The sequence below is a fragment of the Gordonia polyisoprenivorans NBRC 16320 = JCM 10675 genome, assembly GCF_000241325.1.
Lineage (GTDB): Bacteria > Actinomycetota > Actinomycetes > Mycobacteriales > Mycobacteriaceae > Gordonia > Gordonia polyisoprenivorans.
Window position 1 is genome coordinate 38,656 of sequence record NZ_BAEI01000030.1, and the last position, 23,186, is coordinate 61,841.

Sequence of the window (23,186 nt, forward strand, 5' to 3'; positions counted from 1 at the left end):
ATGCGTCACTACATCCTGAGGCGAGTGGGTCAAGCCGCTCTGGTTCTCCTCGCCGCCTACACGCTCGCCTTCCTCCTGCTCAGCGCGTTGCCCGGCGATGCCGTGCACAACAAGATCGCCGACCCGGAGGCCCAGTTGACCCCGGAGGCCGCCAAGACACTCCTGGAGTACTACGGGATCGACCGGCCGTTGTGGCAGCAGTACCTGAGCGGACTCGGTGGGGTCCTGCACGGAGACCTCGGCTTCTCGCTGACCACCGGGACGCCGGTCAGCCAGATGCTCGCCGCAGCTCTGCCCGCCACACTCCAATTGACGGCGCTGGCACTGGTTTTCGGCCTGTTGATCGCCGCGGTGGTTGCCGTCGCGATCAACTACGCGCCCTGGCCGTGGTTGCGGGGAGCGCTGCAGGGACTGCCGCCGTTCTTCGCCTCGGTGCCGACGTTTGTCATCGGCATCCTTGTCCTGCAGGTGTTCTCGTTCCGCTGGCACCTGATCCCGGCCTCCGACGACGGCAGCCTGACGGCGTTGATCGCCCCCGCCTTCACCCTGGGCATCCTGGTCGCCGCACCCCTGTCCCAGGTCTTCGCCTCGTCCATCGCGGCGACGCGCGGCCAACCGTTCGTTCACGTGCTGGCCGCGCGCGGAGCGGGGGAGCGCTACATCTTCGGGCGTGGTGTCCTGCGCAATTCGTCGCTGCCGGTCCTCACCCTGTTGGGTCTGGCGTGCGGTGAACTGATCGCAGGATCGGTGGTCACCGAGGCCGTCTACGCCCGTGCCGGTCTCGGGCAGCTCGTCATGGTCGCCGTCAACACCCAGGATCTGCCGGTGGTCTCCGGCGTCGTCATCATCGCCGCCGCCATCTACGTCGTGGCCAACCTCCTCGTCGACCTCGCCTACCCGTTCCTCGATCCACGCATCCTCGTCACGGCCAACGCACCGCGCGCACGGCGCACCCGGCCCGCATCGGCGCCGACCCCGCGGACCTCCGCCACGGCCGACGTGCCGTCGGCCCGGCGCCACGCCCTGCCCGCCGAGGTGGCAATGCCATGACGCTCCTCGAACCGAACGTACCCGTGACGACGCCGTCGGAGACGGGCTCGGCATCAGCCGAACCGGCGCCGAAAGGATCTGCTGGGCAGACGGAGTCACGCACTCGCCGCGCAGTGCGCTGGATTCGCGGCCACTGGGGACTCGTCCTGGCGGTCACCGTGTTCACCCTCGCGATCGCCTGGGCGATCGTGCCCGGGATCTTCACCGGCTACGACCCGATCGCCATCGACAACACCGCGCGGTTGCAGCCCCCGTCCGCCGACCACTGGTTCGGCACCGATCTGCTGGGCCGAGACCTGTACGCGCGCACCGTGTACGGGTCGCGGGCCTCGCTGCTCGGTGCCAGTCTCGCGGTGGCCGTCGCGGTGCTCGTGGGGTCGGTCCTCGGCGCGGTGGCCGGCTGGTTCGGTGGGATCGCCGACTCCGCGGCGATGCGCCTGATCGACGTGGTCCTGTCCATCCCCGGTTTCCTGCTCGCCATCACCATCGTCGTGGTGTACAGCGCGCAGACCGGCCGCACCGGGCTCGTACCCGCCGCTCTCGCAGTGGGTCTCACCTCGGCGGCCACCTTCGCCCGGCTCATCCGCGCGGAGGTACTCAAGGTTCGCACCAGCAACTACGTGGAGGCCGCGGTCACCAGCGGCGCCCGGTCGTCGACGATCCTGTTCCGCCACGTCCTCCCGAACTCCCTGACGCCCACCATCTCGCTGATCACCGTGCAGCTGGGTATCGCGATCATCTGGATCGCCTCCCTGAGCTTCCTCGGACTCGGCCAGCAACCACCGGCACCCGAGTGGGGTCTGCTGGTCGCCGACGGCCGCAAGTACATCGCCACCCGCGGCTGGCTCACCCTCTACCCGGCACTGACCATCGTGGCGGTCGTGTTGTCCACCAACCACATCTCCCGTCACCTCTCGAAACGGAGCAGCTCATGACGACCACACCGGTGCTGTCGGTGCGGGGCCTCTCGGTCGGCTACCGGGTGTCGCGTGAACTGCGAGAGGTGCTGCACGACATCAGCTTCGACGTCGCGCCCGGCCAGGTCCTCGCCCTCGTCGGCGAGTCGGGCTCGGGCAAGACCACGACCGGCCACGCCATTCTCGGTCTGCTCCCCGGCAACGGTGAGCTCACCGCGGGCTCGATCACCTTTCGCGGAGAGGAACTCACCACCTTCACCGGCAAGCAGTGGCGCGATCTGCGTGGGCGTACCGTCTCGCTGATCCCCCAGGACCCGACCGTCTCGCTGGATCCGGTTCGGCGCGTGGGGCATCAGGTCGAGGACGTGCTGCGCCTGCACACCGACCTCGACGCCGCCGCACGACGTGAGCGGGTACACGAACTGTTCGAGCTCGTCGGTTTCACCGAGGTGGCACGCCGCTACGAGCAGTACCCGCACGAACTGTCCGGCGGCATGCGCCAACGTGTGCTCATCGCGGCAGCGGTGGCCGGTGATCCCGACCTGATCATCGCCGACGAGCCGACCTCGGGACTCGACGTCACGGTCCAGAAGCAGGTGCTCGATCTCATCGACACGTTGCGGGAGCGGTCCTCGACGAGCATCGTGCTCATCACCCACGACCTCGGGGTGGCCGCCGACCGATCGGATGTCATCGGGGTGATGCAGCAGGGCCGCCTCGTCGAGTTCGGGCCCACCGCCGAGGTGATCGCCGACCCGCGCCACGACTACACGCGCCGGCTGCTCGCCAGCGTGCCGTCACGGTTGTCGCTGCGCGCGGATCGTCGGCCCGTGCCGCCCGACGCCGACACCCTCATCGACGTCCGTGACCTGCGCAAGGAGTTCGGCGACTTCCCGGCGGTCAACGGCATCTCGTTCTCGGTCCGGGCCGGTGAAACGGTATCGATCGTGGGCGAATCCGGAAGCGGAAAGACCACCACGGCACGGATTCTGACCGGTCTCACCGCCGCGTCCGACGGCAGTGTCTCGGTATTGGGTACCGAGATCACCGGGCTACGGCGCAGCGGATTCCGTCCGCTACGCCGTGACATCCAGATCGTCTACCAGAACCCGTATTCCTCTTTCGATCCGCGATTCGACGTCTTCGATGTGGTGGCCGAGCCGCTGCTGTCCTTCGCCGACGACAGCGTGCGCTGGGCGCGCCACAGCAGACGCGGCCGACGCCGGGTATTCGGTGACCGTGTCGCCGCCGCCCTCGAGTCCGCGGCGCTCCCCGCCGATTTCATCGACCGGCATCCGCGTGAACTCTCCGGCGGACAACGCCAACGCGTTGCGATCGCGCGAGCACTCGTACTCGAGCCGAAGATTCTTGTTCTCGACGAGCCGATCTCGGCTCTCGACGTGTCTGTCGCCGCGCAGATCCTCGCCCTGCTCGAGCGTCTGCAGCGCGAACGTGGGCTGACCTACGTGTTCATCTCGCACGACCTCGCGGCGGTCGCCGCACTGTCCGACCGGGTGGTGGTGATGCGCCACGGCGAGATCGTCGAGCAGGGGCCTGTCGAGCAGGTGTTCGGCAACCCCACCGACGAGTACACCGTGCGACTGCTGAGTGCCATCGCCGGCGGCGACCTCCCCGGCGACGAGTTCTTCGACGGTGAAATACCCAGCTCAGCAGCGCAATTGACCGCCACGTCGAGAAGGGCCCACTCATGACTCGCACCACCGCAGACAGCGAATCCGCCACCGCGCCGGGCTCGTTGGCCGAGGCGTTGGCCCGAATCCGTTCGGTCCTCGCCGAACTCGCCGTCGGCGCCGGCGACCGTGACCTACACCATGAGCATCCGTACACCCTGATCCGCCAGCTCGCCGACGCCGGATTCGGTCGTTTGCGGGTGCCTCGGGAATTCGGCGGATTCGACGTGGACCTGCCTACGCTGTTCTCGATTCTCGCCGAGGCGGGTGCAGCCGACTCCAACGTGCCGCAGATCTGGCGCGGGCACTTCACCACCACCGAGATCCTGCGCTCAGAGGCAGATCCCGATGTCCGGCGATATTGGCTGACCAAGGTCGCGCGGGGCGCGGTCTTCGGCAACGCACAATCCGAGCCGTCGGCGCAGGTCGCCGGTCTCAGTGACGGCGAGGGCTGGGGCGTGATCACCACCCGGGTGCATCGCACCGGCTCCGGCGAGCGGGTGGTCTCGGGTACCAAGTTCTATTCCACCGGTGCGCGTTTCGCCGACTACATCCGCACCGCTGTCCTCGCCGACGACGGCAGCCGCAGCTTCGTGGTGATCGACGCCCGGCATCCCGGTGTCGAACACGTCGACGACTGGGATGGCATCGGCCAGCGGCAAACCGGTAGTGGCACCACCATTCTCACCGACGTGCCGGTCGAGCCCTACGGCGACATCGGCCGCTACCGGGACTCGTTGCGCGGGCTGGACTCCTTCGTGCAGATCGTCCACCTGGCCAACCTCACCGGTATCGCCCGCAGTCTCGTCGCCGATACCGTGGAGGTGGTGCGCGCCCGGACGCGGACCAGTCGCCACGCCCTGACCCAGGATGCGACGGCCGATCCCGACGTCCTGGCCGTCGTCGGTCGGCTCGAGGTCGCAGCGTTGACGGCGTCGTCGCTCACGCAGACCGCCGCAGCCGCCCTGGAATCGGCGCACGACGCCGCGTCCGAGGAGGCATTTGCGGCGGCCTACCTCACCACCTCCACCGCGCAGATCGGCGTGATCGACGCCGTCCTGGACGCCGCCGGCCACGCCTTCGACGCCGGCGGATCGTCGACCGTGCGCAATGCCGTTCACCTCGACCGGCATTGGCGCAACGCCCGCACCCTCGCCTCTCACAACCCGGTCATCTACAAGCCACGCGTGGTCGGCGACTTCCGGGTCAACGGCACCGCCCCGGTATCGGGCTACTACCTCCACCACCTCAAGGACAACTCATGACCCGGCAACTGCATCTCAATGTCAACATCCTCAATGCCGGTGTCTTCGGCGGTTCCTGGCGGTTTCCGAACACCGACGGCCTCTCGGCCTATCGCATCGAGCACTACACCTCGATCGCCCACAAGGCCGAACAGGCACGCCTGGACGCCGTCTTCCTGGCCGACGGGCCCCTCCTCGATCCGAGTATCCGGCACCGCACCGGCAACAACTTCGAGCCGACGTCGGTGCTGGCGCGCATCGCCGCGCAGACGGAGAACATCGGACTGATCGGCACCCTGTCGTCGTCGTACAACGATCCCGACGAATTGGCCAGGCGTCTCGGCGATCTCGACTATCTCAGCGGCGGCCGATTCGGGTGGAACGTGGTCACCACGGCCGGGCCGGTCGCGGCCCGCAACTTCGGTCGCGACGCCGAGCCCGACCACGCCTTGCGATATCAGCGGGCGGCGGACTTCGTCGACCGGGTGGTGGCCGCGTGGTCGGAACGTATCCGTCTGGTGTCGCCGCAAGGACGGCCGGTGGTGGTGCAGGCCGGCGGGTCCAGCGACGGCAAACGTCTGGCCGCCCGTGTCGGCGAGGTGATCTTCTCCGCCGATCAAGACATCGACTCGGCGCGGGCCTTCCGCACCGAATTGCGCGACGGCGCAGCCTTGTTCGGTCGCAATCCGGACGAGATCGTCGTCCTGCCCGGACTGTCGACCGTGCTCGGCAGCACCGAGGCCGAGGCACTCGAGCGCCGCGAGACCCTCGACAACCTGCTTCCCGATGCCTATGCCCGCCAACGACTCTCCGGCCAGTTGGGTTTCTCCGTGGAGGGCCTCGACGACGCCGAGCCGATTCCGCGCGAACTCCTGGTCGATCCGGACGAGGCGGGCGGCTCACAGACCTTCTATCGGGTGGTCCGCGAGATCATCGACCGGGAGAACCCCACCCTGGGTCAGCTTCTCAAGAAGCTCTCCGGTGGCGGCGGGCATCGGATCGTGGTCGGCACACCCGAGCAGATCGCCGACGACATCGAACGCTGGTTCCGGGCAGGTGCCGCCGACGGCTTCAACGTCATGCCCGACGTCCTGCCCTCCGGATTCGACGACTTCGCCGATCACCTCGTTCCGGAGCTGCAGCGGCGGGGACTGTTCCGCACGGACTACGAGTCGGACACCTTGCGAGGGCACCTGGGTCTGCCGGTGCCACCGATCCGGCGTGAGGCACCGAAAACCCTTGTCAGCGCGCGATGAGCTCCGGTGAGGAGAAGAACGTGAGTACCATTCTCGAACTCGCAGTCGGCGAAGGGCCGGACCAGGTCTCGCTGCCCGACGCCGAGCGGTTGGTGGCGGCGGCGCAGTCGTCCGGTATCGACGCGATCCGGCTGGTCGATCGCAGCGCCGGTACACCGACGCTGGACCCGTCGGTCGTCGGCGCCTACCTGGCGGGTGAGTACCGGCAGATCAGTTATCTGATCGACGTCGCGACCACCCACAATGCGCCCTACAACCTGGCTCGGCGGGTGCTGTCCATCGATCGCGCCACCGGCGGACGGGTGGGCCTGACGCTGCGGACGGGTGTCGGCGACGAGGTCAGCGACCCGGCCGCACCTGATCCGGATGGCGCCGAGCCCGACTCGGCGTCCCGCTGGGTGGAGTACGCGCAGATTCTCCTCGCTCTGTGGAATTCGTTTCCCGCCGAAGCGCTCCGGGGCGATCAGGCGGCGGGCATCGTCGCCGACGACACGCTCATCCGACCCATCGGCCACGACGGAACCTACTATCGTGTCGCCGGACCGCTGGACGGCCCGTCGTCGCCGCAGGGCCGTCCGGTACTGCTCGCCGACGACGCCGACGCGGTGGGGTGGGAGCGTATCGCGGGCGTCGCCGATGCGGTGATCATCGACCAGGCCGCGCGACTCGGACACCCACCTCGCGAAGTCGCCGTGCTGAGCCGTATCGGCATCGACGATCCCGACACCGTGCGGCAGGCCCTGGCGTGGAACACGATCAGCGGCGTCGTGCTCGTTCCGCACGGCAGCGTCGACGACACGATCACCACCATCGGAAACCTGGTCCGGCGACCCGACCGCACTGCACCGCAACATCTTCGGGAGACCCTCGGTCACCCCGCCTTCGAGGAGTCCGTCCGATGACCGCACTCGACATCGGAGCGCACAGCGTCGCGCCGCCATCGGGAATCCTGACACCGCAGGGGATTCGCACCGCCATCGCACCGATCCTGGCTCGGATCGCCGAGTCGGCCCGCGTCCGCGAAGAAACCCGTGACTTCGCGTTCGACGACGTCCGCGCCCTCGCCGACCACGGGGTGGCGCTGACCGGGATCTCACGAGAAGAGGGAGGTGCCGGCGGATCGGTCCGCGATGTCGTGGAGGTGATCATCGACATCGCACGCGCGGACTCCAATGTGGCCCAAGCACTTCGCGGCACCTTCTTGCTCGCGAATCAAGTCGCCGGACGCCCCGATCTCCCGTTCCGCGACGTCAGCCTGGCCAGGTTGCGCAGCGGTGCGCTGTTCGCCGGAACGGCCAACGAACGCAACGGGGGAGCCGGCGGCAGCGTCGCGACCACCGCGACCCGCACCGACGACGGCTACGTGATCAACGGACGCAAGTACTACTCGACCGGCGGTCTGTACGCGTCGTACTTCTCCGCGCAGGCCCGCACCGACGACGGCGCCGTGCTGCGCTTCACCGTGCCCACCGACCGACCCGGGGTCGAGCGTCTCGACGACTTCGACGCCATCGGCCAACGCCTCACCCAGAGCGGCACCACGATCCTCGACGGCGTGCACGTGTCCGATGACGAAGTGGCACTCGCCGGAGCTGGCCCCGACAATCCGAGTCTCGACAACCCGGGCCCCGACAACCCATGGCAGGGTGCTTTCGCCCAGCTGTATCTCGCTGCGGTACAAGCAGGAATCGCCGCGCGCGCTCTCGACGATGCCACCTGGTTCGTCCGGGAGAAGGCACGGCCGATCAAGCACAGCACCGCCGAGAAGAGCGTCGACGATCCGTACGTGCGTGTGACCGTCGGCGAGATCGCCGCCCGCGCCCAGGCCGCGCGCGGCGTCGTGCTGCTCGGAGCCGACGCCGTCGCCGACGTGCGGGGCCGAACGGGAGACGACGCACGCCGGGCCGGCGCCGTGGCCGCGGTGTCGGTCGCGCAGGCCGGCGTGGTGGCCATCGAATCATCCTTGCGCGCAGCAGAACTGCTGTTCGACGTCGGAGGCGCCTCCATCACCGACCGAGACCTCGGCTTCGATCGGCACTGGCGCAACGCGCGCACCGCCGCCAATCACAATCCGCGGCAGTGGAAAGCGGCCGTCGCCGGCGCCTGGCACCTGACCGGCGAGGAGCCGCCGACCACCGGGCTCTTCTGATGACCGCCACATCCCACTCACACCGATCACGCAGCGAAAGGCACTCATGACCATCGAGGTCACCCGCACCCTGGGCCGTACCGGGGTCCCCATCACCCCGTTCACCCTCGGCACCATGAACTTCGGACGATGGCAGGAGGAGGACGAGAGCATCCGGATCATCCATTCCGCCCTCGACGCCGGGATCACCTCGGTCGACACCGCCGATGTGTACGCGCAGGGTGTGACCGAGGAAGTCGTCGGCAAGGCGATCGCCGGACGCCGTGACGGCCTGTTCCTGGCCACCAAGTTCCACGGCACGATCGGGAACAATCCGTTGCAGGCGGGTAACTCCCGGCGCTGGATCACCCGCGCCGTGGAGGACAGTCTGCGCCGTCTCGGGACCGACTGGATCGATCTGTACCAGGCCCACCGGCCCGACCCTGCGACGTCGCTGTTGGAGACGCTCCAGACACTCAACGACCTCATCCACCAGGGCAAGATCCTGTACTACGGGACCTCGGTGTTTCCCGCGCATCTGCAGGTGGAGGCGCACTGGCTGGCCGAGCGGTACGGGCTGATCGCGCCCCACACCGAGCAACTGCCGTACTCGCTGCTGGTGCGCGGGGTCGAGCGTGAGGTGTTCCCGACCGTCCAGAAGTACGGGGTGGGCGCGCTGTCGTACGGGCCGCTCGCGGCCGGCTGGCTGTCCGGGAAGTACCGGGTGGGTGCCGGGCAACCGGAATCGGCTCGCGCCGAACTCATCCCGGGACGCTTCGACATCGCGGCGTCGGCCAATCAGCGTAAGCTCCATGCGGCCGATGCGCTGGCGAATCTCGCCGAGGAGAACGGTCTGTCGCTGGTGGAACTCGCGATCGCGTTCGCGCTCAACCACCCTGCGGTGAGCAGTGTGATCATCGGCCCGCGCACCCAGGAACACCTCGAGGCCTACCTCAAGGCCGTGGACATCCGACTCACCGACGACGTCCTGGACCGCATCGACGAGATCGTCGAGCCCGGAACCCAATTCCACGATCGCGACACCGGTCGCGACACACCGTCCCTGCAACCCGCCGCTCTCCGCCGCTGACACACCGACCCGCACACCACGAAAGGCATTGACCGATGGCTACCTTCGGACCCACCGAACTGACCTACACCGCCGAACCCACCCGGTACGAGAACATTCCGTACCGCCGGACCGGCCGGTCCGGTCTCGATCTCCCGTCGTTCTCGTTCGGGCTGTGGCAGAAGTTCGGCACCGACTACCCGTTCGAAACCCAACGCGAGATCATCCTGCACGCCTTCGATCTGGGCGTGACCCACTTCGACAACGCCGACCGCTACGGCCCTCCGCACCGCGCGGCGCAGAAGAACTTCGGCCGCGTCCTCGCCAAGGATCTCGCGCCGTACCGCGACGAGATCATCCTGTCGACCAAGGCGGGCAACGCGATCGGGCCGAGTCCGTATCAGCGGGGCGGCTCGCGCAAGTCACTGCTGTCCTCCCTCGAACACAGTCTGCGTGATCTCGGCACGGACTACGTCGACATCTTCTACCACCACAGCCCCGACGAGTCGACACCGCTCGAGGAGACCGTCGGCGCCCTGGCATCGGCCGTGTCGCAGGGAAAGGCGCTCTACGTCGGGATCTCCAATTACCAGCCCGACCGCGCTCACCAGATCGCGGAGTTGTTGCGGGAGGCCGGTATCCCCCTGCTGATCCACCAGCCGCGGTATTCGATCTTCGATCGTCGCGTCGAACAGAACGGGCTCCTCGATCTCGCCGAGCAGGACGGGTTCGGGCTCATCGTGTACTCGCCGCTGGCCCAGGGGTTGCTGACCAACAAGTACCTGGAATCGATCCCCGACGGCGCCCGCGCGGTCAACAGCACCTTCCTGAGCCCGGACGTCATCGACGACACCTACCGGCAGCGCGCCAATGAACTCAACAAACTGGCCGAGGCGCGCGGACAGTCGTTGGCGCAGTTGGCGTTGCAATGGGTGCTGCGGCAGCCGGCGGTCACCTCGGCGCTGGTGGGCGCGAGCTCCACCTGGCAGCTCGATCACAACCTCAAGGCCCTCGACTTCCCGGAGTTCACCGCCGACGAGCTGGCCCTCATCGACGAACACGGGGTGCACGGCACCGGACTGAACCTGTGACATGAGCGAGCGAAAGCGGCCGCTGCGGCTCAACTTCCTCCTGCACCTCGACAACGATCTACCGGTGGCCCAGGCCTACCGCGAAGCCATCGACATCTTCGTTGCCGCAGAGGAATGGGGCTTCGACTCGGGCTGGGTGATCCAGCGCCACTTCCGGCAGGGCAAGGAACAGATCTCCGCACCGCTGGTGGCACTCGGAGCAATCGCGCAGCACACCAAGCGAATCGGGCTCGGAACCGGTGTGCTCGTCCTGCCGCTCGAGGACCCGCTGCGGGTCGCCGAGGACGCCGCCACCGTCGATGCCCTCTCAGGTGGGCGGCTGCAACTCGGTGTCGGGTCGGGGCCCTTCCCGGGCGCGTGGGAGGCGTTCGGGAAGGACCTGGCCGATCGTCAACGGATCTTCGGGGAGTCGGTGTCGCGCCTGCACGAGGTGTTGGAGGGTGCACCGGTCAATGCGGCGGGCGAATCCCTGTACCCGCCGGGCGACGGTGTGCGCCGCCGACTGTGGCAGGCCACCACCAGCAACCCGGACTATGCGCACGCCTCCGCCGCGGCGGCCGCGCTCGCCGGTGACGGTCTGCAGCTCTCGCGGGCCAACGCGTGGAGCGGCGGGACGGTCGAGGACGCGCAAGCCGCGCAGGCATCGTGGATCTCGTCGTATCGAGCCGCGTGGACCGACACCCGGCACCCGCCACGAATCCAGGTGTCGCGGGCCGTCTATCCACATCCCGACCGCGCCGAAGCGGTCCGGCTCGTGACGCCGGGAGTCCATCGGTGGCGGAGTTGGAGTACCTCGGGTGCTCCCAAGCATGCGCAGAGTGTGGAGGAGTACCTGGCCGCCGACCGCGCGCTGCTGGGCCCGGCCGACTCCATCGCCGAGGCGCTGGCCGCCGACCCCGCGGTCGGTGAGGCGACCGATCTGCTCATCAGCTTCGTCCCCGGGGTGCCCGACCTCGACGAACATCTCCGACTGCTGGAGTCCACCGCCCGGGACCTGGCGCCGCTGCTGGGGTGGGCACCGTCCGAAAGAAGCCAGGTATGACCGGATTTCACCTCACCATCTCGTTGATGACGCCGGGTCACTTCCGGCAGGCGTGGCGGCTGCCGCACGTCGACCCGCTCGCCTACCTCGACATCGACCACTTCCAGCGGCTCGCGCGGATCGCCGAGGACGCCACCATCGACGCGGTGTTCCTCGGCGACGGCCCCGCGTTGCGCGGTGAGATCGCCGAAGCCCCTGGTACCGGTCTGGATCCGGCTGTGTTGCTCGGCGCTCTGGCCGCGGTCACCGAGAACCTGGGTATCGTGGCCACCGCGTCGACCACCTACAACTCGCCCTACAACCTGGCGCGGCGCTTCCAGGCACTCGATCATGTGACCAAGGGGCGCGCAGCGGTCAACATCGTCACCACCGGAACACCGGCGGCCGCAGCCAACTTCGGCCTGCCCGCCCACCCTGACAAGGAATCCCGGTATCGGCGGGCATCGGAGTTCCTGGAGGTCGCCACACGACTCTGGGACAGCTGGCAACCCGACTGGCTCATCGCCGACAAACAGTCCGGTCGCTATGCCGACACGGCGAAGATCGCGTCGATCGACCATGTGGGGGAGTTCTTTTCGGTGGCCGGGCCGCTGCCCGTCGCGCCCGGCCCGCAGGGGCGCCCGGTGATCGTGCAGGCCGGTGGTTCCGAGGGCGGACTCCGACTTGCCGGTCAGTACGCCGACGTCGTGTTCACCGTCGCCCAAACACAAGACAAGGCAACAGCATTCCGTGACGAGATCCGACGCCGCGCCACCTCGGGCAGACGTCATCCCGACGACGTCAAGGTGTCGCTCGGTGTCGTCGTGCTGGTCGGTGCGACGGCCGACGAGGCGGCGCGACGCGCGGACGAACTCTACGCGACCCTGCCGATCGACCGGCTCACCAACGAACTGATCGCGAACCTCGGTCTGCCACCGGGATCGTTCGGCCCCGATGACCCGATCTCGATCCATGATCTGCCCGATGCCATCCCGGGTACCGCGTTCTCGACCGGCTTCAGTGTCTCGACCCGCGCTCTCATCGCGCAGTCACCGCGCACGCCACGGCAATTGGTGCAGTCCGGCGCCGGGGGTTCCGGCCACCGGCTGGTGGTCGGTTCACCCGAGCAGGTCGCCGACGACCTGCAGTCCTGGTTCGAGGCCGGCACCGCCGACGGATTCACGATCATGCCCGCCGACACCTCTGTCGACTTCGAGAACTTCGCGACGCTCGTCGTCCCGATCCTGCAGGAACGCGGTCTGTTTCACCGTACGTATCCCGCACGCACACTCCGCGAGCGCTTCGGGCTGCCGTTCCCTCACTCCCCGGCCAGCCACGCCCCGTGTAGTCCCGCGGGCACGCGGATCGGCAGGTCGACCGTTGCGATCGGTCCGTCGGCCGGCCGGTCGGCGTCGAGGAGATAGAACCTCGAGCGCTTCGACTCGGTATCGGTGCCGATCGCACCCCAGTAGTCGTGGCCCTCGCCCGGGATGAAGATCGGCTCACCGATGGCAACACCAGGGGTCCAACAGGTTTCGGTGTCGGCGGCCAGATCGTGGAACCAGAGGCTGTCGCGGACGTCGCTGTCGTGGGGTCCGTGTCCGACGGTGGCGATCCGGCGATGGTTCTCGGTGAGCAGCCTGTCGTCGACGCGCGGGAACTCCATGTTGTGTGCGTGGTCGCTCAGGACGGTGCGCACGATCCCGCGGTTCGGGTCGATCACCGCCCGGGTCAGGGTCGACGACGCCGGGCGCTTCACGTCGGCGAAGCCGCCGGGGTAGGTCCACTCGACGTAGTCGACGGTGACGGTGCCGTCGGCATTGTCGAAGGCATTCGCGAAGTGCCACACCCAGAACGGATCGGTCTGTACCCACCGGATCGGGCCGCCGTCGCGGGGGATCAGCGCGATCCGGGTGCCGTCGTCGGGACGCCACGACAGCAGCGACCCGCCGGTGAGCATCGCCTCGATGTCGAAGACGAGCGGGCACACGAACAGCACCACATATTGTGCGGTGAGCGCCATGTCGTGAATCATCACCGGCTCGGTCAGTCCGTCGACAGGAGTGGGTGTGCGGGTGACCGTTCCGTCGGCGGCGATCACCGACCACGTGAGGTACGGCGCGTCGAGGGCATAGTTGAACAGGACCAGCTCGCCGGTCCTCGGATCGAGCTTCGGGTGGGCAGTACTGCCCACGGTCATCGCGCCCGCGCAGTCGGTGGGGCCCAGCGTCGAGAGATCTGCCGGATCGAGCAGGAAGGGGCGATCGGATTCGGCCATCGCCATCAGACGTCCCGAGTGCGAGACGATGTTGATGTCGGGCAATTGGCGGAAGGTGCCCGCGAGCTCTGGTCCGACTTCGTCGGCGCCCGGCGCGTAGCCGTCGGTGATTCCCGACCAGAGTGCTTGTCCAGCAGCCTCTTCGGCGACAACCATCGGGGTGCGGACAAATCTATTGGTGTAACGCACCGCGCCGTCGGCGATGCTGATGCGGTGCACCATCGCGTCGCCGTCGAGCGGATAGACGTAGGACCCGATCGGGTCGAAGCGCGGGTTGGGGCCGTTGCGAAGATAGCTGCCGCGCAGGTTGTTTGGCAGGTCACCGTGGACGGTGAGGTCGGCGACGTCGACCTCCTCGCGTTGCGGGGCAAACACCCCGGTGAGGTGGCTGTGGTGAGCGAGGTCGACCGGGGCCGGCCGGGTGGAGGGCGAGGTGAGACTCATGGTGGGTGCCTTTCAGGCCTGATGCGAGGTGGTGGTGGCCGTTGCGGGGACCTGGGCTCCGGCGATGCGCTGGGTCTGCTTGACGGCCAGGACGATCAGCACGATCGGGATCACCCAGTTGAGGATGACGTTGCCCGGAGCGGTGCCGGGTGCGGCGTGGTCGGCGAGAACTCCGGCGACGACGTGGGAGCAGCCCATGAGGAACACCGCGCCCGCCCACACCAGGCTGATCCGACGGTTCTTCTCACGGAAGATCGGTGAATGCCACAGTGCCGGATCGACGCTCTCGCGGGCGTACTGCTCGGTGAAGGGAATGGTGAATGCCGAGATCAGCATGATCGCGGCCAGCACGAATGTCAGTCCGCCGCGCGCGAAGTTGGTGAGTGTGACGTTGAGTTGATCGCCGGCGAAGAGCCCGACCACTGCGAGGATGCCGAAGACGGCGATGGCGGTGACGTCGAGGATCTTCCAGCTGCGGCCGCGGAAGGCGCCCCACGCGGCCATCGCGAAGGCAATCGCGCACGCGACCCCTGCCGCGAGGGCGACGTTGTCGCCGGTGTTCTGGGCGACGAGCGAGAAGACGAACCAGGGGGCGAGCCCCAGGATCATGAGGAGTGCGTTCATGGTGTGTGTCCTTGTCGGAGTGGTCGGCCGGTGGTGTGCCGTTCTGTTGTCCATTCTCGTCCGTGCCGATGACGCAGACATCTGTGTCATCACGGAGATTTCTCTGCCAACCACGGAGATTTCTCTGCCAACGGGCCCTGGGTCGGGGTCAGTCCCGATGCCGTCCGGCGACGTAAGCGGCCAGCTCGACGCGGGTTTTCAGCCCCAGTTTCGCCAGTGCGTGCGACACATGGGTCTGGACGGTGCGCGGCGAGATGAACAGTTGGTCGGCGACGTCGGCGCCGGAGGCTCCCGTCGCCACCAGGTCGGCGACAGTGCGTTCGGTGGGCGTCAGACTGTCCCAGCCGTGGGTGGGCCGATCGCGGACCGTGTTCGGGTCCATACGCACCCCCATCGGCCGCAAGCGCGAGACGATCCGGGATGACGCGGTGACCGCTCCCATGCCCTGGGTGAGCATCAGCGCGGCCCGCGCGTACTCCCGAGCGGCTTCGGTGTCACCCAGAGCCGCTGCGGCACAAGCGGTTTCTTCCCAGGCGGAGGCCTCGACCAACTGATCACCCGCGGTGTGCAGGACCGCCGCCGATTCGCGGCCCACCTCGACCACCGCGCGCAGTTCACGTCGCCCGACCGACGCATCGCAGCGGGCGCCGGCCAACGCCGCGACGGCTCGGAGGTAGGGCAGCTCGGTGGCTCCGGATGCGGCGAGGCCGTCGGCCACCGCCTCGACAAGGTTCAGGTCCTGGGCTCGGGTGCCGATCCGGGCGAAGTCGAGGGAGAACATCGTGGCGTGGGTGAACAGCCGTCGCTGCATCAGCGAGGCCCAGTTGGCGGTGGCCGCCGCGGCGGCGGGGCGCAGTTTGCGTCGGGATTCCAGCAGCAGGGTCTGCACGCGCTCGTGCACCTTGATGCCGAACTGGTCGGGCGCGTCGCCGGATGTCCAGGCGTCGAGTCGTGTGGCTGCTGCGGCGAGGTCACCGCGCAGGACGTCGATCATCGTGCGCCCGCCGTCGGCCAGCGACGTCCACCCCATGTCGGCGCCGGCGGCCAGCTCGAGCCCGGCATCCCAGGTGGCGGCCGCGTCGTCGAGGTGGCCGAAGCCGAGTTCAATTCCAGCCCTAGTGAATTCGTGATACGCGGTCATCCAGTCGGTGCCCCGGCTGGTCCGTAATCGGGTCATACCGGTGAGGAGGTCGGCGGCCGCGGCCGGGCCGCGTGCGTACAGCTCGATCAGCGGCGGCCAGATGTCGGCGGAGGTGGGGTGCGGTCCACGGCCGGCCGGGTCGGTGGTCTCGCGGGCCGAGGCCTGCAAGGTCAGCTGCAGCCCGGCGTCGAGATGTCCCAGGAGGAACAGACGCAGCCCCTCGGTGGTCAATCCGGGTGCCGAGCGTCGGCTCAGGTCGGTGGAGACGTCGATGAACGGTGTCGTCGGGACCGGCGAGAGCCCCTCGAGGAGCCCGACGTGTCGCCGGAGGTCACCGAGGCGTTCGGCGACGGCGTCGTCGATGGGCAACGCGAGGGTCTCGTCGACGAGCGCCCGTGCTTGGTGGGTCTCGCCGCGCGCGACGAGCGCGAACAGCTGGACACCGCGCAGGCCGGCGAATTCCTCGGGGTCGGTGCTGTGCGCGAGCCCCTCGGTGGCGGTGGTGGCCGCGCGAGTGAGCTGACCGGTGCGCGCCAGCGCGACCGAGAGCGGCAGGTGCACGCCCGTTGCGGTGTCGCCCTGCCGGGCGAGGGGATCGAGGAGGTCGACGACCACTGCGGGCGAGTGGGTGAGGTCGTCTCGGGCCCGGCGGACCGCGTCGGCGATGGCGTTCGGGTCGGTCCCGGAGGCGAGTCGGTGATGGGTTTCGCGCTGGTGATCGCCGCGGGTCTGCGGCAGGTCGGCGATGGCGTCGTGCAGGATCGTGCGGAATGCCGGCGCGAGCTGCTGGTAGGTGACATCGGCGTACAGATCGTGGGTGAACGACAGCGTTCCGTCCTCGTCGGCGGTGATGATGCCGGCATCGGTGGCCGACTGGGCGGCACCGATCAGAGAGGCCGGCGCCGCGTGGTCGATGGCGGCGAGATCGACGAGTGTCGCCGGTCCACCCCACACCGCGAGCTTCTGCGTCAGATCGCGAGCCCGCGAATCCAGCAGGGCCAGATGCTCGGCGACGGCATCGCGATCGCCCGTCGACACGCGGGCACTCGCCCCGGCGCCCAGGGTGGCGCGGCCGTCGGTGATGATCAGATCGCCCGACTGATCGAGGGTGCGCAGCAGCGAGATCGCGTGCATCGGATTGCCATGGGCGGCGGCGAGCGCGCCGAGCAGGGCGCGGTCCGGCTCGGCGCCGACGACCTCGCGGCACACTGCGGCGATCTCGTTGCCCGACATCGGCGGTAGCGACCATTCGCGCGCCGTCGGGCGAACGGCCAAGCGGGGCAACAGTTCTCGCTCGGGCAGCGGTCGGCGTCCGACCACCACCACCAGCGGCAGATCACGCGCCGCCGCCGACAACCGCGTGAGCAGGGTCAGTGACTCCGCATCGGCATGATGCGCGTCGTCGAGGAACAGCGCGAGCGGACCGTCGGCACACATCGCGTCGACCCGGTCGTACAGGCTGTCGCCGTAACCGTCGGGGATCACCGCGGGCAGGTCGGCACCGACGAGTGCGGCGGCCACCGCGAACGGCTGCCGCCACGACAACTCGTGGGCCGAGGTCCACGTCGTCCGCACATCGACCTCGGACCGCAACTGCGCCAGCGTGTGCGACTTACCGGCACCCGGGCCGGCGGTGAGGATCAGCGTCGTCGGCGCCGGGGCCTTCGCGGCACCACGAGAGGTGCCGGTCGGCGCGAGTGCCGTGGACAGGGCCGCGCGAAGATCGTCGATCAGCTCGCGACGGCCCTGCTTGTGCACTCGCGCCATGGGGTTCAGGGTAGACGGACGGCCGCTTGTCACGACCGCTCTCGGCGAGGAATCGTCGCGTCAATGTAGTGCGCAGACATCAGAACTGTAGAAGCGCGCTCGCCGCTGATTGGTCTTGCCCGAATACGTATACAGACACCGTCGAATACCCGTGTATGCCCAAGCTCTGTTACAGGAGACGGGCGGCATGCAGATTCCCGTGCCTCGCAGCATGCGCAACCTGGTATTCCAGATGCTTTGCTGTTTCGACGGGAATCGCAATCTGTCCACGTCATCTCCTGGCCAACTGCGAGAGGGCTACAGTGTCTGAATGACGGATACGCAGACCATTTTGAGCTCGCTTGAGCACACTTTTGACTGTGCGGTGGCCCCCGACTGCATCGGTTGGGGGGCGGATCAGATCGAGTTGGTGGCTCGTCCGAAAATTGAATACGCAAATACACTTGTGTTGCGAAATATGGGATTCGCTCAATCCGTAGAAGCCGCAGGGCTCTACGGTACCTGTTTCGCGATCGCGCGCGCCTGCAACTTTTGGAAGCTGGAATATGAATCCCGTAGTCGATTTATCCAGGTACTCGCATGGACCGTGGTCCCAAATCGCGATGAGAGCAGAATTCGAGCAGCGGAGCTGTTCTATGGTCTGGCTGAAGACTGCAAGGGGCGGCGCGACAAGCGGTCAGCGGCGATCTCTCTCACTAACGGGGCCCTGTGCATACTAGAAATGCATAATGCTACGGAAACGCAGCTCATCAAAGCCGCGTCCGTATGTGCGGAGACTATCCGCATGCGCGCACGCAATAGTGTGGACTATGGGTACAGCCAGATGAACCTCGCGCTTGCCGAGAGATTGACCATAAAGTTCTCGAGAGAGCCCGATAAGGCCGCGTTCTACGCTCGCGTTATTCGTGACTTCGACAGGGCCGCGAAAGTATTGAAGAAACACAACGAGTTCAGTTCAGAATTCAAATCAATTTATCACATGAATATCCTGGAGACCTTAATGGCATGGATCGAGATTGAGATCGATCGCTCAAGGGAGAGGATGGATAGGCAGTGCATTCCGAATGGTCTCGACAGCTGTCCGGATGAGATGCCAGCGGACCTCTTTGTTTCGATGTTGAGATCGAATCCTGCAGTCTTCGGCTATCAAGAAACCCCAGCCTGGGTATCAAGATACGACGAAATAGTTGCTGACGCCTTCCCTCGGGTTACACCTTTAACCCGGCGGCTGGAGGCGGCGGAGGCTTTCATTTCAAAGACCACACGGCCGAGTCACGAATTAAGAGTGAAAGTATTTCAATTGCGCTCGATGATTGCTCCGGTAGTCGGAATTCCCAAACCGCCCCTCGATGCGATTGAGGAGATCTGGAAGTCTCGGGACTACGAACACTATTTCATTGTAGTTGCGCCACTGGTATCGTGGCTTGAAGCGACATCGCAGATACCCACACGGCAGTTCAAGTCTATACTAAGGAATATTGTTACCTGCTTGATTAACTTCCGTATTTCGTGGTCAGAGGAAGATCTTGAAAGACTGATGCGAAGGAATCCACTAACCTTTCGCCTCGCCGCCTGTCATCTCGCAGCGCTTGAGGATTGGCCGTACGCGTTCCGGCTCCTAGAGGCATCTAGAGGTCTGATTTCCTCGCACACGTTGAAAGACGATTCAAGAGAGTATGAGTCGCGTCGTGACGACGTTTCCTGGGTGCACGTCACGCACAGCCCTGTTGCGACCTACGTCGTAATGCGTAGCGGCGATGAATATTCAGGCATCGAACTGAGACAGCTTTCAGGCCGCGTCTTGACGGCGGAGTTTCAGGATATGCACCGTGGAGGGCTGTTGAGTGCAATTCCGTCTGATCGCGCAAGAGCTAGCGCCTCAGCGGAGCGAATATGTCGAATCCTCAACCCGTTGGCCGAGTGGATCAGTGGCCACTCTGGCTCCAAAGTTGTTCTTATGCTGGGCGGATTCTATCAAGCTTTTCCGTTATGGTCGTGCGGGGCCCTCGGTGAGGACTTCTTATCGGGAAAGAAGGTGGTGACTTCTGTGCCCTCTCGAGCGGTCGCCTGGAAGAATATTGAGGAGGGCCTACCCCGAAGCAATTTCTCATTGCCTTTAACACTCAGAGTGCAAGAAGCAACCGATGTTCAGGGGCAGGGTGCTCTGAGGTGGGCTCGACGTGAAAGTGCCATGGCTAGTGTGACGCTCGGAGATTCAGTTCGTGTGAGTTCAGAATCTGCTACGGCCACCAGTTTGATGAATGCGATGACTGAAACCGGTATGGTCTTCTTTACTGGACATTCAGTTGCCGACTGGGATCCACTGAATTCGCGGGCGATAACCTACGGAAATAGCCTAACAGTCCAAGATGTTCTCAAGTGTAATTTGAGTGCGGACCTTGTGATGCTCGGCTCTTGCGAGTCCGGGCTCGCAAGAAACGCAACCCTTCAGGATGAGATGTTGAGCATCCAGACATCGATCTATTACAGCGGGGCCGCTCTAGTGATGGGTACAGCATGGCCTATATCGGATCCTGCAGGATTTGCTTTTTCCTACGCATTCTTTGACGCGCTCCGTAAGAAGCTGGGTCCGCCCCCCAAGAGTCATTGGACGCCAGCAGACTTCATTTCTAGCCATCGCGAAGCTGTTCTCTGGATGAAGAACGCAACCATCAGGGATGTCAGCGGTCTCGCAGCGAGGTTCGGCATCGACGTTATAGATCCCGGAACATCCACAGAAACTGCCTTCTCATACTACGACTGGGCCCCATTTGGTGTAGTGGGCGTTGAGCACGGTGGTTTCGTGAGTAGTCAGATCTCAACTGAGAGCGGTGTTGTTAGTAGTTAGGTGAGGATTATGACCCTCAGAGCTGCGTCACCGACAGCCCGCCGTCGTGGTACTGCGAGCGCAGGCGCTTCTTGTCGAACTTGCCGACACTGGTCTTCGGGACCTCGTTGATGACCGTCCAGTTCTCCGGCAGTTGCCACTTGGCGACCTTGTCGGACAAGAACTCTCGCAACGAATCCGGCGTCGCGTCCGAGCCCTCGCGCAGCACCACGGCCACCAGCGGCCGCTCGTCCCACTTGGGGTCGGGGACACCGATGACGGCGGCTTCGATGACGTCGGGATGCCCCATGACGGCGTTCTCCAGATCCACCGACGAGATCCACTCGCCGCCGGACTTGATGATGTCCTTGGTGCGGTCGGTCAGCGTGAGGTAGCCGTCGGGGGTGATGGTGCCGACGTCGCCGGTGCGCAGCCAGCCATCGTCGAACTTCTCGGGGGCGTCGACGCCGTAGTAGGCGCCGGTGATCCACGGTCCGCGGACCTCGAGTTCGCCAACGCTCTCACCATCATTCGGCAATACCTTGCCGTCGTCGACGATGCGCGCCTGCACCGACGCCGGGAACCGGCCCTGCGTGTAGCGGTAGCGCCAGCGCTCCTCACCCTCGGTGCCGGCCGGCGGACGCGCGACCGATCCCAGCGGTGAGGTCTCGGTCATGCCCCAGGCGTGCAACACCTGGATGTCGTGTTGCTCCTGGAAGATGTGCATCAGCGACGGCGGCACCGCCGACCCGCCGATGAGGACGTCGTGCATGCACGAGATGTCCTGCGGATGCTGCTCGAGATACTGGTGCAGGCCCTGCCAGATGGTCGGGACGGCCGCGGCGAACGTCGGCTGCTCGGCGGCGATCAGGGCGGCCAGCGGCTCGGGCTGCAAGAACCGGTCGGGCATGATCAGTGACGCACCGATCATGAACGCCGCGTAGGGAAGTCCCCACGACATGGCGTGGAACTGCGGGACCACGGCCAGCGCACGATCGCCCTGCTTGAGCGCCGGGCCCTCGGTCATGCACACCTGCATCGAATGCAGATAGATCGAACGATGGGAGTAGGCAACACCTTTCGGGTCGCCGGTGGTGCCGGAGGTGTAACACATCGCGGCGGCGTCGCGCTCGTCGACCTCGGGCCAGTCGAAGGTGCCCGGCTGATCGGCGATCAACGCCTCGTACGAGTGGACCGTCATGCCCTCGGGTGCCTCGACGCCGGAGGTGTCCTCGCCGGTGACGATGATGTGCTTGACCGTCGTCAGCTCGGGCAGCTGCGGGTTGAGCAGTGGCAACAGCGTCGGGTCGACGATGATGACGTGATCCTCGCCGTGGTTGGCGACGAACACCAGTTGCTCGGGGAACAGCCGGATGTTGAGGGTGTGCAGCACCGCGCCCATCGCCGGCACCGCCAGGTAGGCCTCGAGGTGTTCGGCGTTGTTCCACATGAAGGTGCCCACCCGCTGATCGCCGGTGACGCCGAGTCCGCGCAGCGCGTTGGCGAGTGCGGCGCTACGGCGCCCCACCTCGGCGTAGCTGCGGCGGCGCGATTCGGTTCCCATCCACGTGATGACCTCGGCGGTGCCGTGGACGGTGCTGCCGTGGCGCAGGATCTGCGCGATCGACAATGGGACGTCTTGCATGGTGCTGCGCATCAGTTCTCCTGATCGGTGGTGCCTGATTTACGAGGATGACATTGCACCCTGCGACCATGGGCGAGATTACGCCGATCACATCCGTGACCAGCATGCACACCTGCCACAGGCCTCCGCGTCGTGCCCCGAGAATGTCGGAGCCCCTCGATACTCTCGGGCGCATGGCACCACTGCAGCCACTGGATATGGACGAGAGCTACCTCCGCGCGGAGTTCGACGGACCGACCGTCTCCCGCGGGGTGGCCTATGCCAACGAGGGGCGGATCTCTGGTCTCACCTGGACGGCGGACGGTCGGCATCTGGTGGGGCAGTGTAATGGCTCGCGCGGCATGGTCTATCGCGTCGAGGCCAGCTTCTCGAGAGTCGGCGGCGAGTTCGACCTCACCGACGCGTGGTGCACGTGCCCGGTTGGTGTCGACTGCAAACACCTCGTCGCGCTGCTGCTGACCGCGAGTGCGGCCGCACAGCCGCGGCGCGCCACCACCTCGATCGCCCCCTGGCGACTGCTCCTCGACGGACTCGTCCGCGACGAGGCGACAACCACTGTCGGGACCGCACCCCTGGGCATTCTGATCGAGATGCCCGGCGGCGGACCGAAGAAGATGACCGGGCCCACCCTGCGTCTGGTGACGCCGGGAAAGACCGGCTCGTGGGTTCGCACCGGGGTGTCGTGGAATTCGATCGAGCCGGAGGTTCGGTCGGTGTGGGGATCGTCCGGACAGGACCGCGCGATCGAGGATTTCGTGCCCGAGCACCTCCGCCGGGTGCGGGCCATCGGCCGTGCGATGCGGATCGGTGACCGCTACGCCCGTGACCAGGTCTTTCGGCTCGAGGACGCACCTGCCGACATCTGGGACCTGCTCGCAGCGGCGGTCGACGCCGGGGTCGCGTTGGTGCCGCACACCAAGACCACCCGCACCTCCGAGGTCCAGTTGGTCAAGGAGTCGTCGGCGCAGCTGGTGGTGACGCGCGATGACGACG

At 66.5% G+C, this 23,186-nt stretch carries 17 protein-coding genes; 13 read left to right on the plus strand and 4 right to left on the minus strand.

Features of this window, described 5'->3' with window-relative positions:
- Genes GOPIP_RS07430 through GOPIP_RS07480 form a run of 11 tightly spaced genes read left to right on the plus strand, consistent with a single transcriptional unit; the run spans position 1 to position 12,891 of the window.
- Positions 1–1,050, plus strand: a complete 1,050-nt coding sequence (locus tag GOPIP_RS07430; protein WP_006368981.1) for an ABC transporter permease — start codon at positions 1–3, stop codon at positions 1,048–1,050.
- Entirely contained in the window at positions 1,047–1,985 is a 939-nt protein-coding gene (locus GOPIP_RS07435; RefSeq protein WP_035727454.1) for an ABC transporter permease, read from the plus strand. Before GOPIP_RS07430 ends, GOPIP_RS07435 begins: the two co-directional genes overlap by 4 nt.
- Positions 1,982–3,679: a dipeptide ABC transporter ATP-binding protein gene (locus tag GOPIP_RS07440; protein WP_006368983.1), complete on the plus strand. Its 1,698-nt coding sequence runs from the start codon at positions 1,982–1,984 to the stop codon at positions 3,677–3,679. Before GOPIP_RS07435 ends, GOPIP_RS07440 begins: the two co-directional genes overlap by 4 nt.
- Positions 3,676–4,923, plus strand: coding sequence for an acyl-CoA dehydrogenase family protein (locus GOPIP_RS07445; RefSeq protein ID WP_006368984.1), 1,248 nt, complete (start codon positions 3,676–3,678; stop codon positions 4,921–4,923). The genes GOPIP_RS07440 and GOPIP_RS07445 overlap by 4 nt, the downstream gene beginning before the upstream one ends.
- Positions 4,920–6,158: an LLM class flavin-dependent oxidoreductase gene (locus GOPIP_RS07450; RefSeq protein ID WP_006368985.1), complete on the plus strand. Its 1,239-nt coding sequence runs from the start codon at positions 4,920–4,922 to the stop codon at positions 6,156–6,158. The genes GOPIP_RS07445 and GOPIP_RS07450 overlap by 4 nt, the downstream gene beginning before the upstream one ends.
- A gap of 20 nt (positions 6,159–6,178) precedes the next feature.
- Positions 6,179–7,060 carry an LLM class flavin-dependent oxidoreductase gene (locus GOPIP_RS07455; RefSeq protein ID WP_244421120.1) on the plus strand — a complete coding sequence of 294 codons (882 nt, stop codon included), beginning with the start codon at positions 6,179–6,181 and terminating at the stop codon, positions 7,058–7,060.
- A complete protein-coding gene (locus tag GOPIP_RS07460) occupies positions 7,057–8,307 on the plus strand; it encodes an acyl-CoA dehydrogenase family protein (RefSeq protein ID WP_006368987.1) in 1,251 nt (416 codons plus the stop codon). Before GOPIP_RS07455 ends, GOPIP_RS07460 begins: the two co-directional genes overlap by 4 nt.
- A gap of 46 nt (positions 8,308–8,353) precedes the next feature.
- Positions 8,354–9,376: an aldo/keto reductase gene (locus GOPIP_RS07465; RefSeq protein WP_006368988.1), complete on the plus strand. Its 1,023-nt coding sequence runs from the start codon at positions 8,354–8,356 to the stop codon at positions 9,374–9,376.
- Between the two features lie 35 nt (positions 9,377–9,411).
- Positions 9,412–10,446: an aldo/keto reductase gene (locus GOPIP_RS07470; protein ID WP_006368989.1), complete on the plus strand. Its 1,035-nt coding sequence runs from the start codon at positions 9,412–9,414 to the stop codon at positions 10,444–10,446.
- 1 nt (position 10,447) lies between these two features.
- Positions 10,448–11,488 (plus strand): LLM class flavin-dependent oxidoreductase, encoded by a 1,041-nt coding sequence (locus GOPIP_RS07475; protein ID WP_006368990.1) that lies wholly within the window; start codon positions 10,448–10,450, stop codon positions 11,486–11,488.
- Positions 11,485–12,891: an NtaA/DmoA family FMN-dependent monooxygenase gene (locus tag GOPIP_RS07480; protein WP_006368991.1), complete on the plus strand. Its 1,407-nt coding sequence runs from the start codon at positions 11,485–11,487 to the stop codon at positions 12,889–12,891. The genes GOPIP_RS07475 and GOPIP_RS07480 overlap by 4 nt, the downstream gene beginning before the upstream one ends.
- On the opposite strand, the gene GOPIP_RS07485 is transcribed toward GOPIP_RS07480, so the two are convergent.
- From GOPIP_RS07485 to GOPIP_RS07495, 3 genes are all read right to left on the minus strand, one after another.
- On the minus strand, positions 12,786–14,189 hold the full coding sequence (locus tag GOPIP_RS07485) for a carotenoid oxygenase family protein (protein WP_006368992.1): 1,404 nt from the start codon (positions 14,187–14,189) through the stop codon (positions 12,786–12,788). The two genes, GOPIP_RS07480 and GOPIP_RS07485, sit on opposite strands and share 106 nt — an antisense overlap.
- Positions 14,190–14,201: 12 nt before the next feature.
- On the minus strand, positions 14,202–14,813 hold the full coding sequence (locus GOPIP_RS07490) for a hypothetical protein (RefSeq protein ID WP_006368993.1): 612 nt from the start codon (positions 14,811–14,813) through the stop codon (positions 14,202–14,204).
- 148 nt (positions 14,814–14,961) lie between these two features.
- Complete coding sequence (locus tag GOPIP_RS07495) at positions 14,962–17,721, minus strand: helix-turn-helix transcriptional regulator (RefSeq protein WP_006368994.1); 2,760 nt, start codon at positions 17,719–17,721, stop codon at positions 14,962–14,964.
- 784 nt (positions 17,722–18,505) lie between these two features.
- On the opposite strand from GOPIP_RS07495, the gene GOPIP_RS28215 reads away from it, so the two are divergent.
- Positions 18,506–20,569, plus strand: a complete 2,064-nt coding sequence (locus GOPIP_RS28215) for a CHAT domain-containing protein (RefSeq protein ID WP_168436303.1) — start codon at positions 18,506–18,508, stop codon at positions 20,567–20,569.
- 16 nt (positions 20,570–20,585) lie between these two features.
- On the opposite strand, the gene GOPIP_RS07500 is transcribed toward GOPIP_RS28215, so the two are convergent.
- Positions 20,586–22,205, minus strand: a complete 1,620-nt coding sequence (locus GOPIP_RS07500; RefSeq protein ID WP_006368996.1) for a long-chain fatty acid--CoA ligase — start codon at positions 22,203–22,205, stop codon at positions 20,586–20,588.
- 161 nt (positions 22,206–22,366) lie between these two features.
- Between GOPIP_RS07500 and GOPIP_RS07505 the strand changes: the two genes are divergently transcribed.
- Positions 22,367–23,186: SWIM zinc finger family protein (locus GOPIP_RS07505; protein ID WP_006368997.1), on the plus strand; the 820-nt coding region annotated here is incomplete at its 3' end.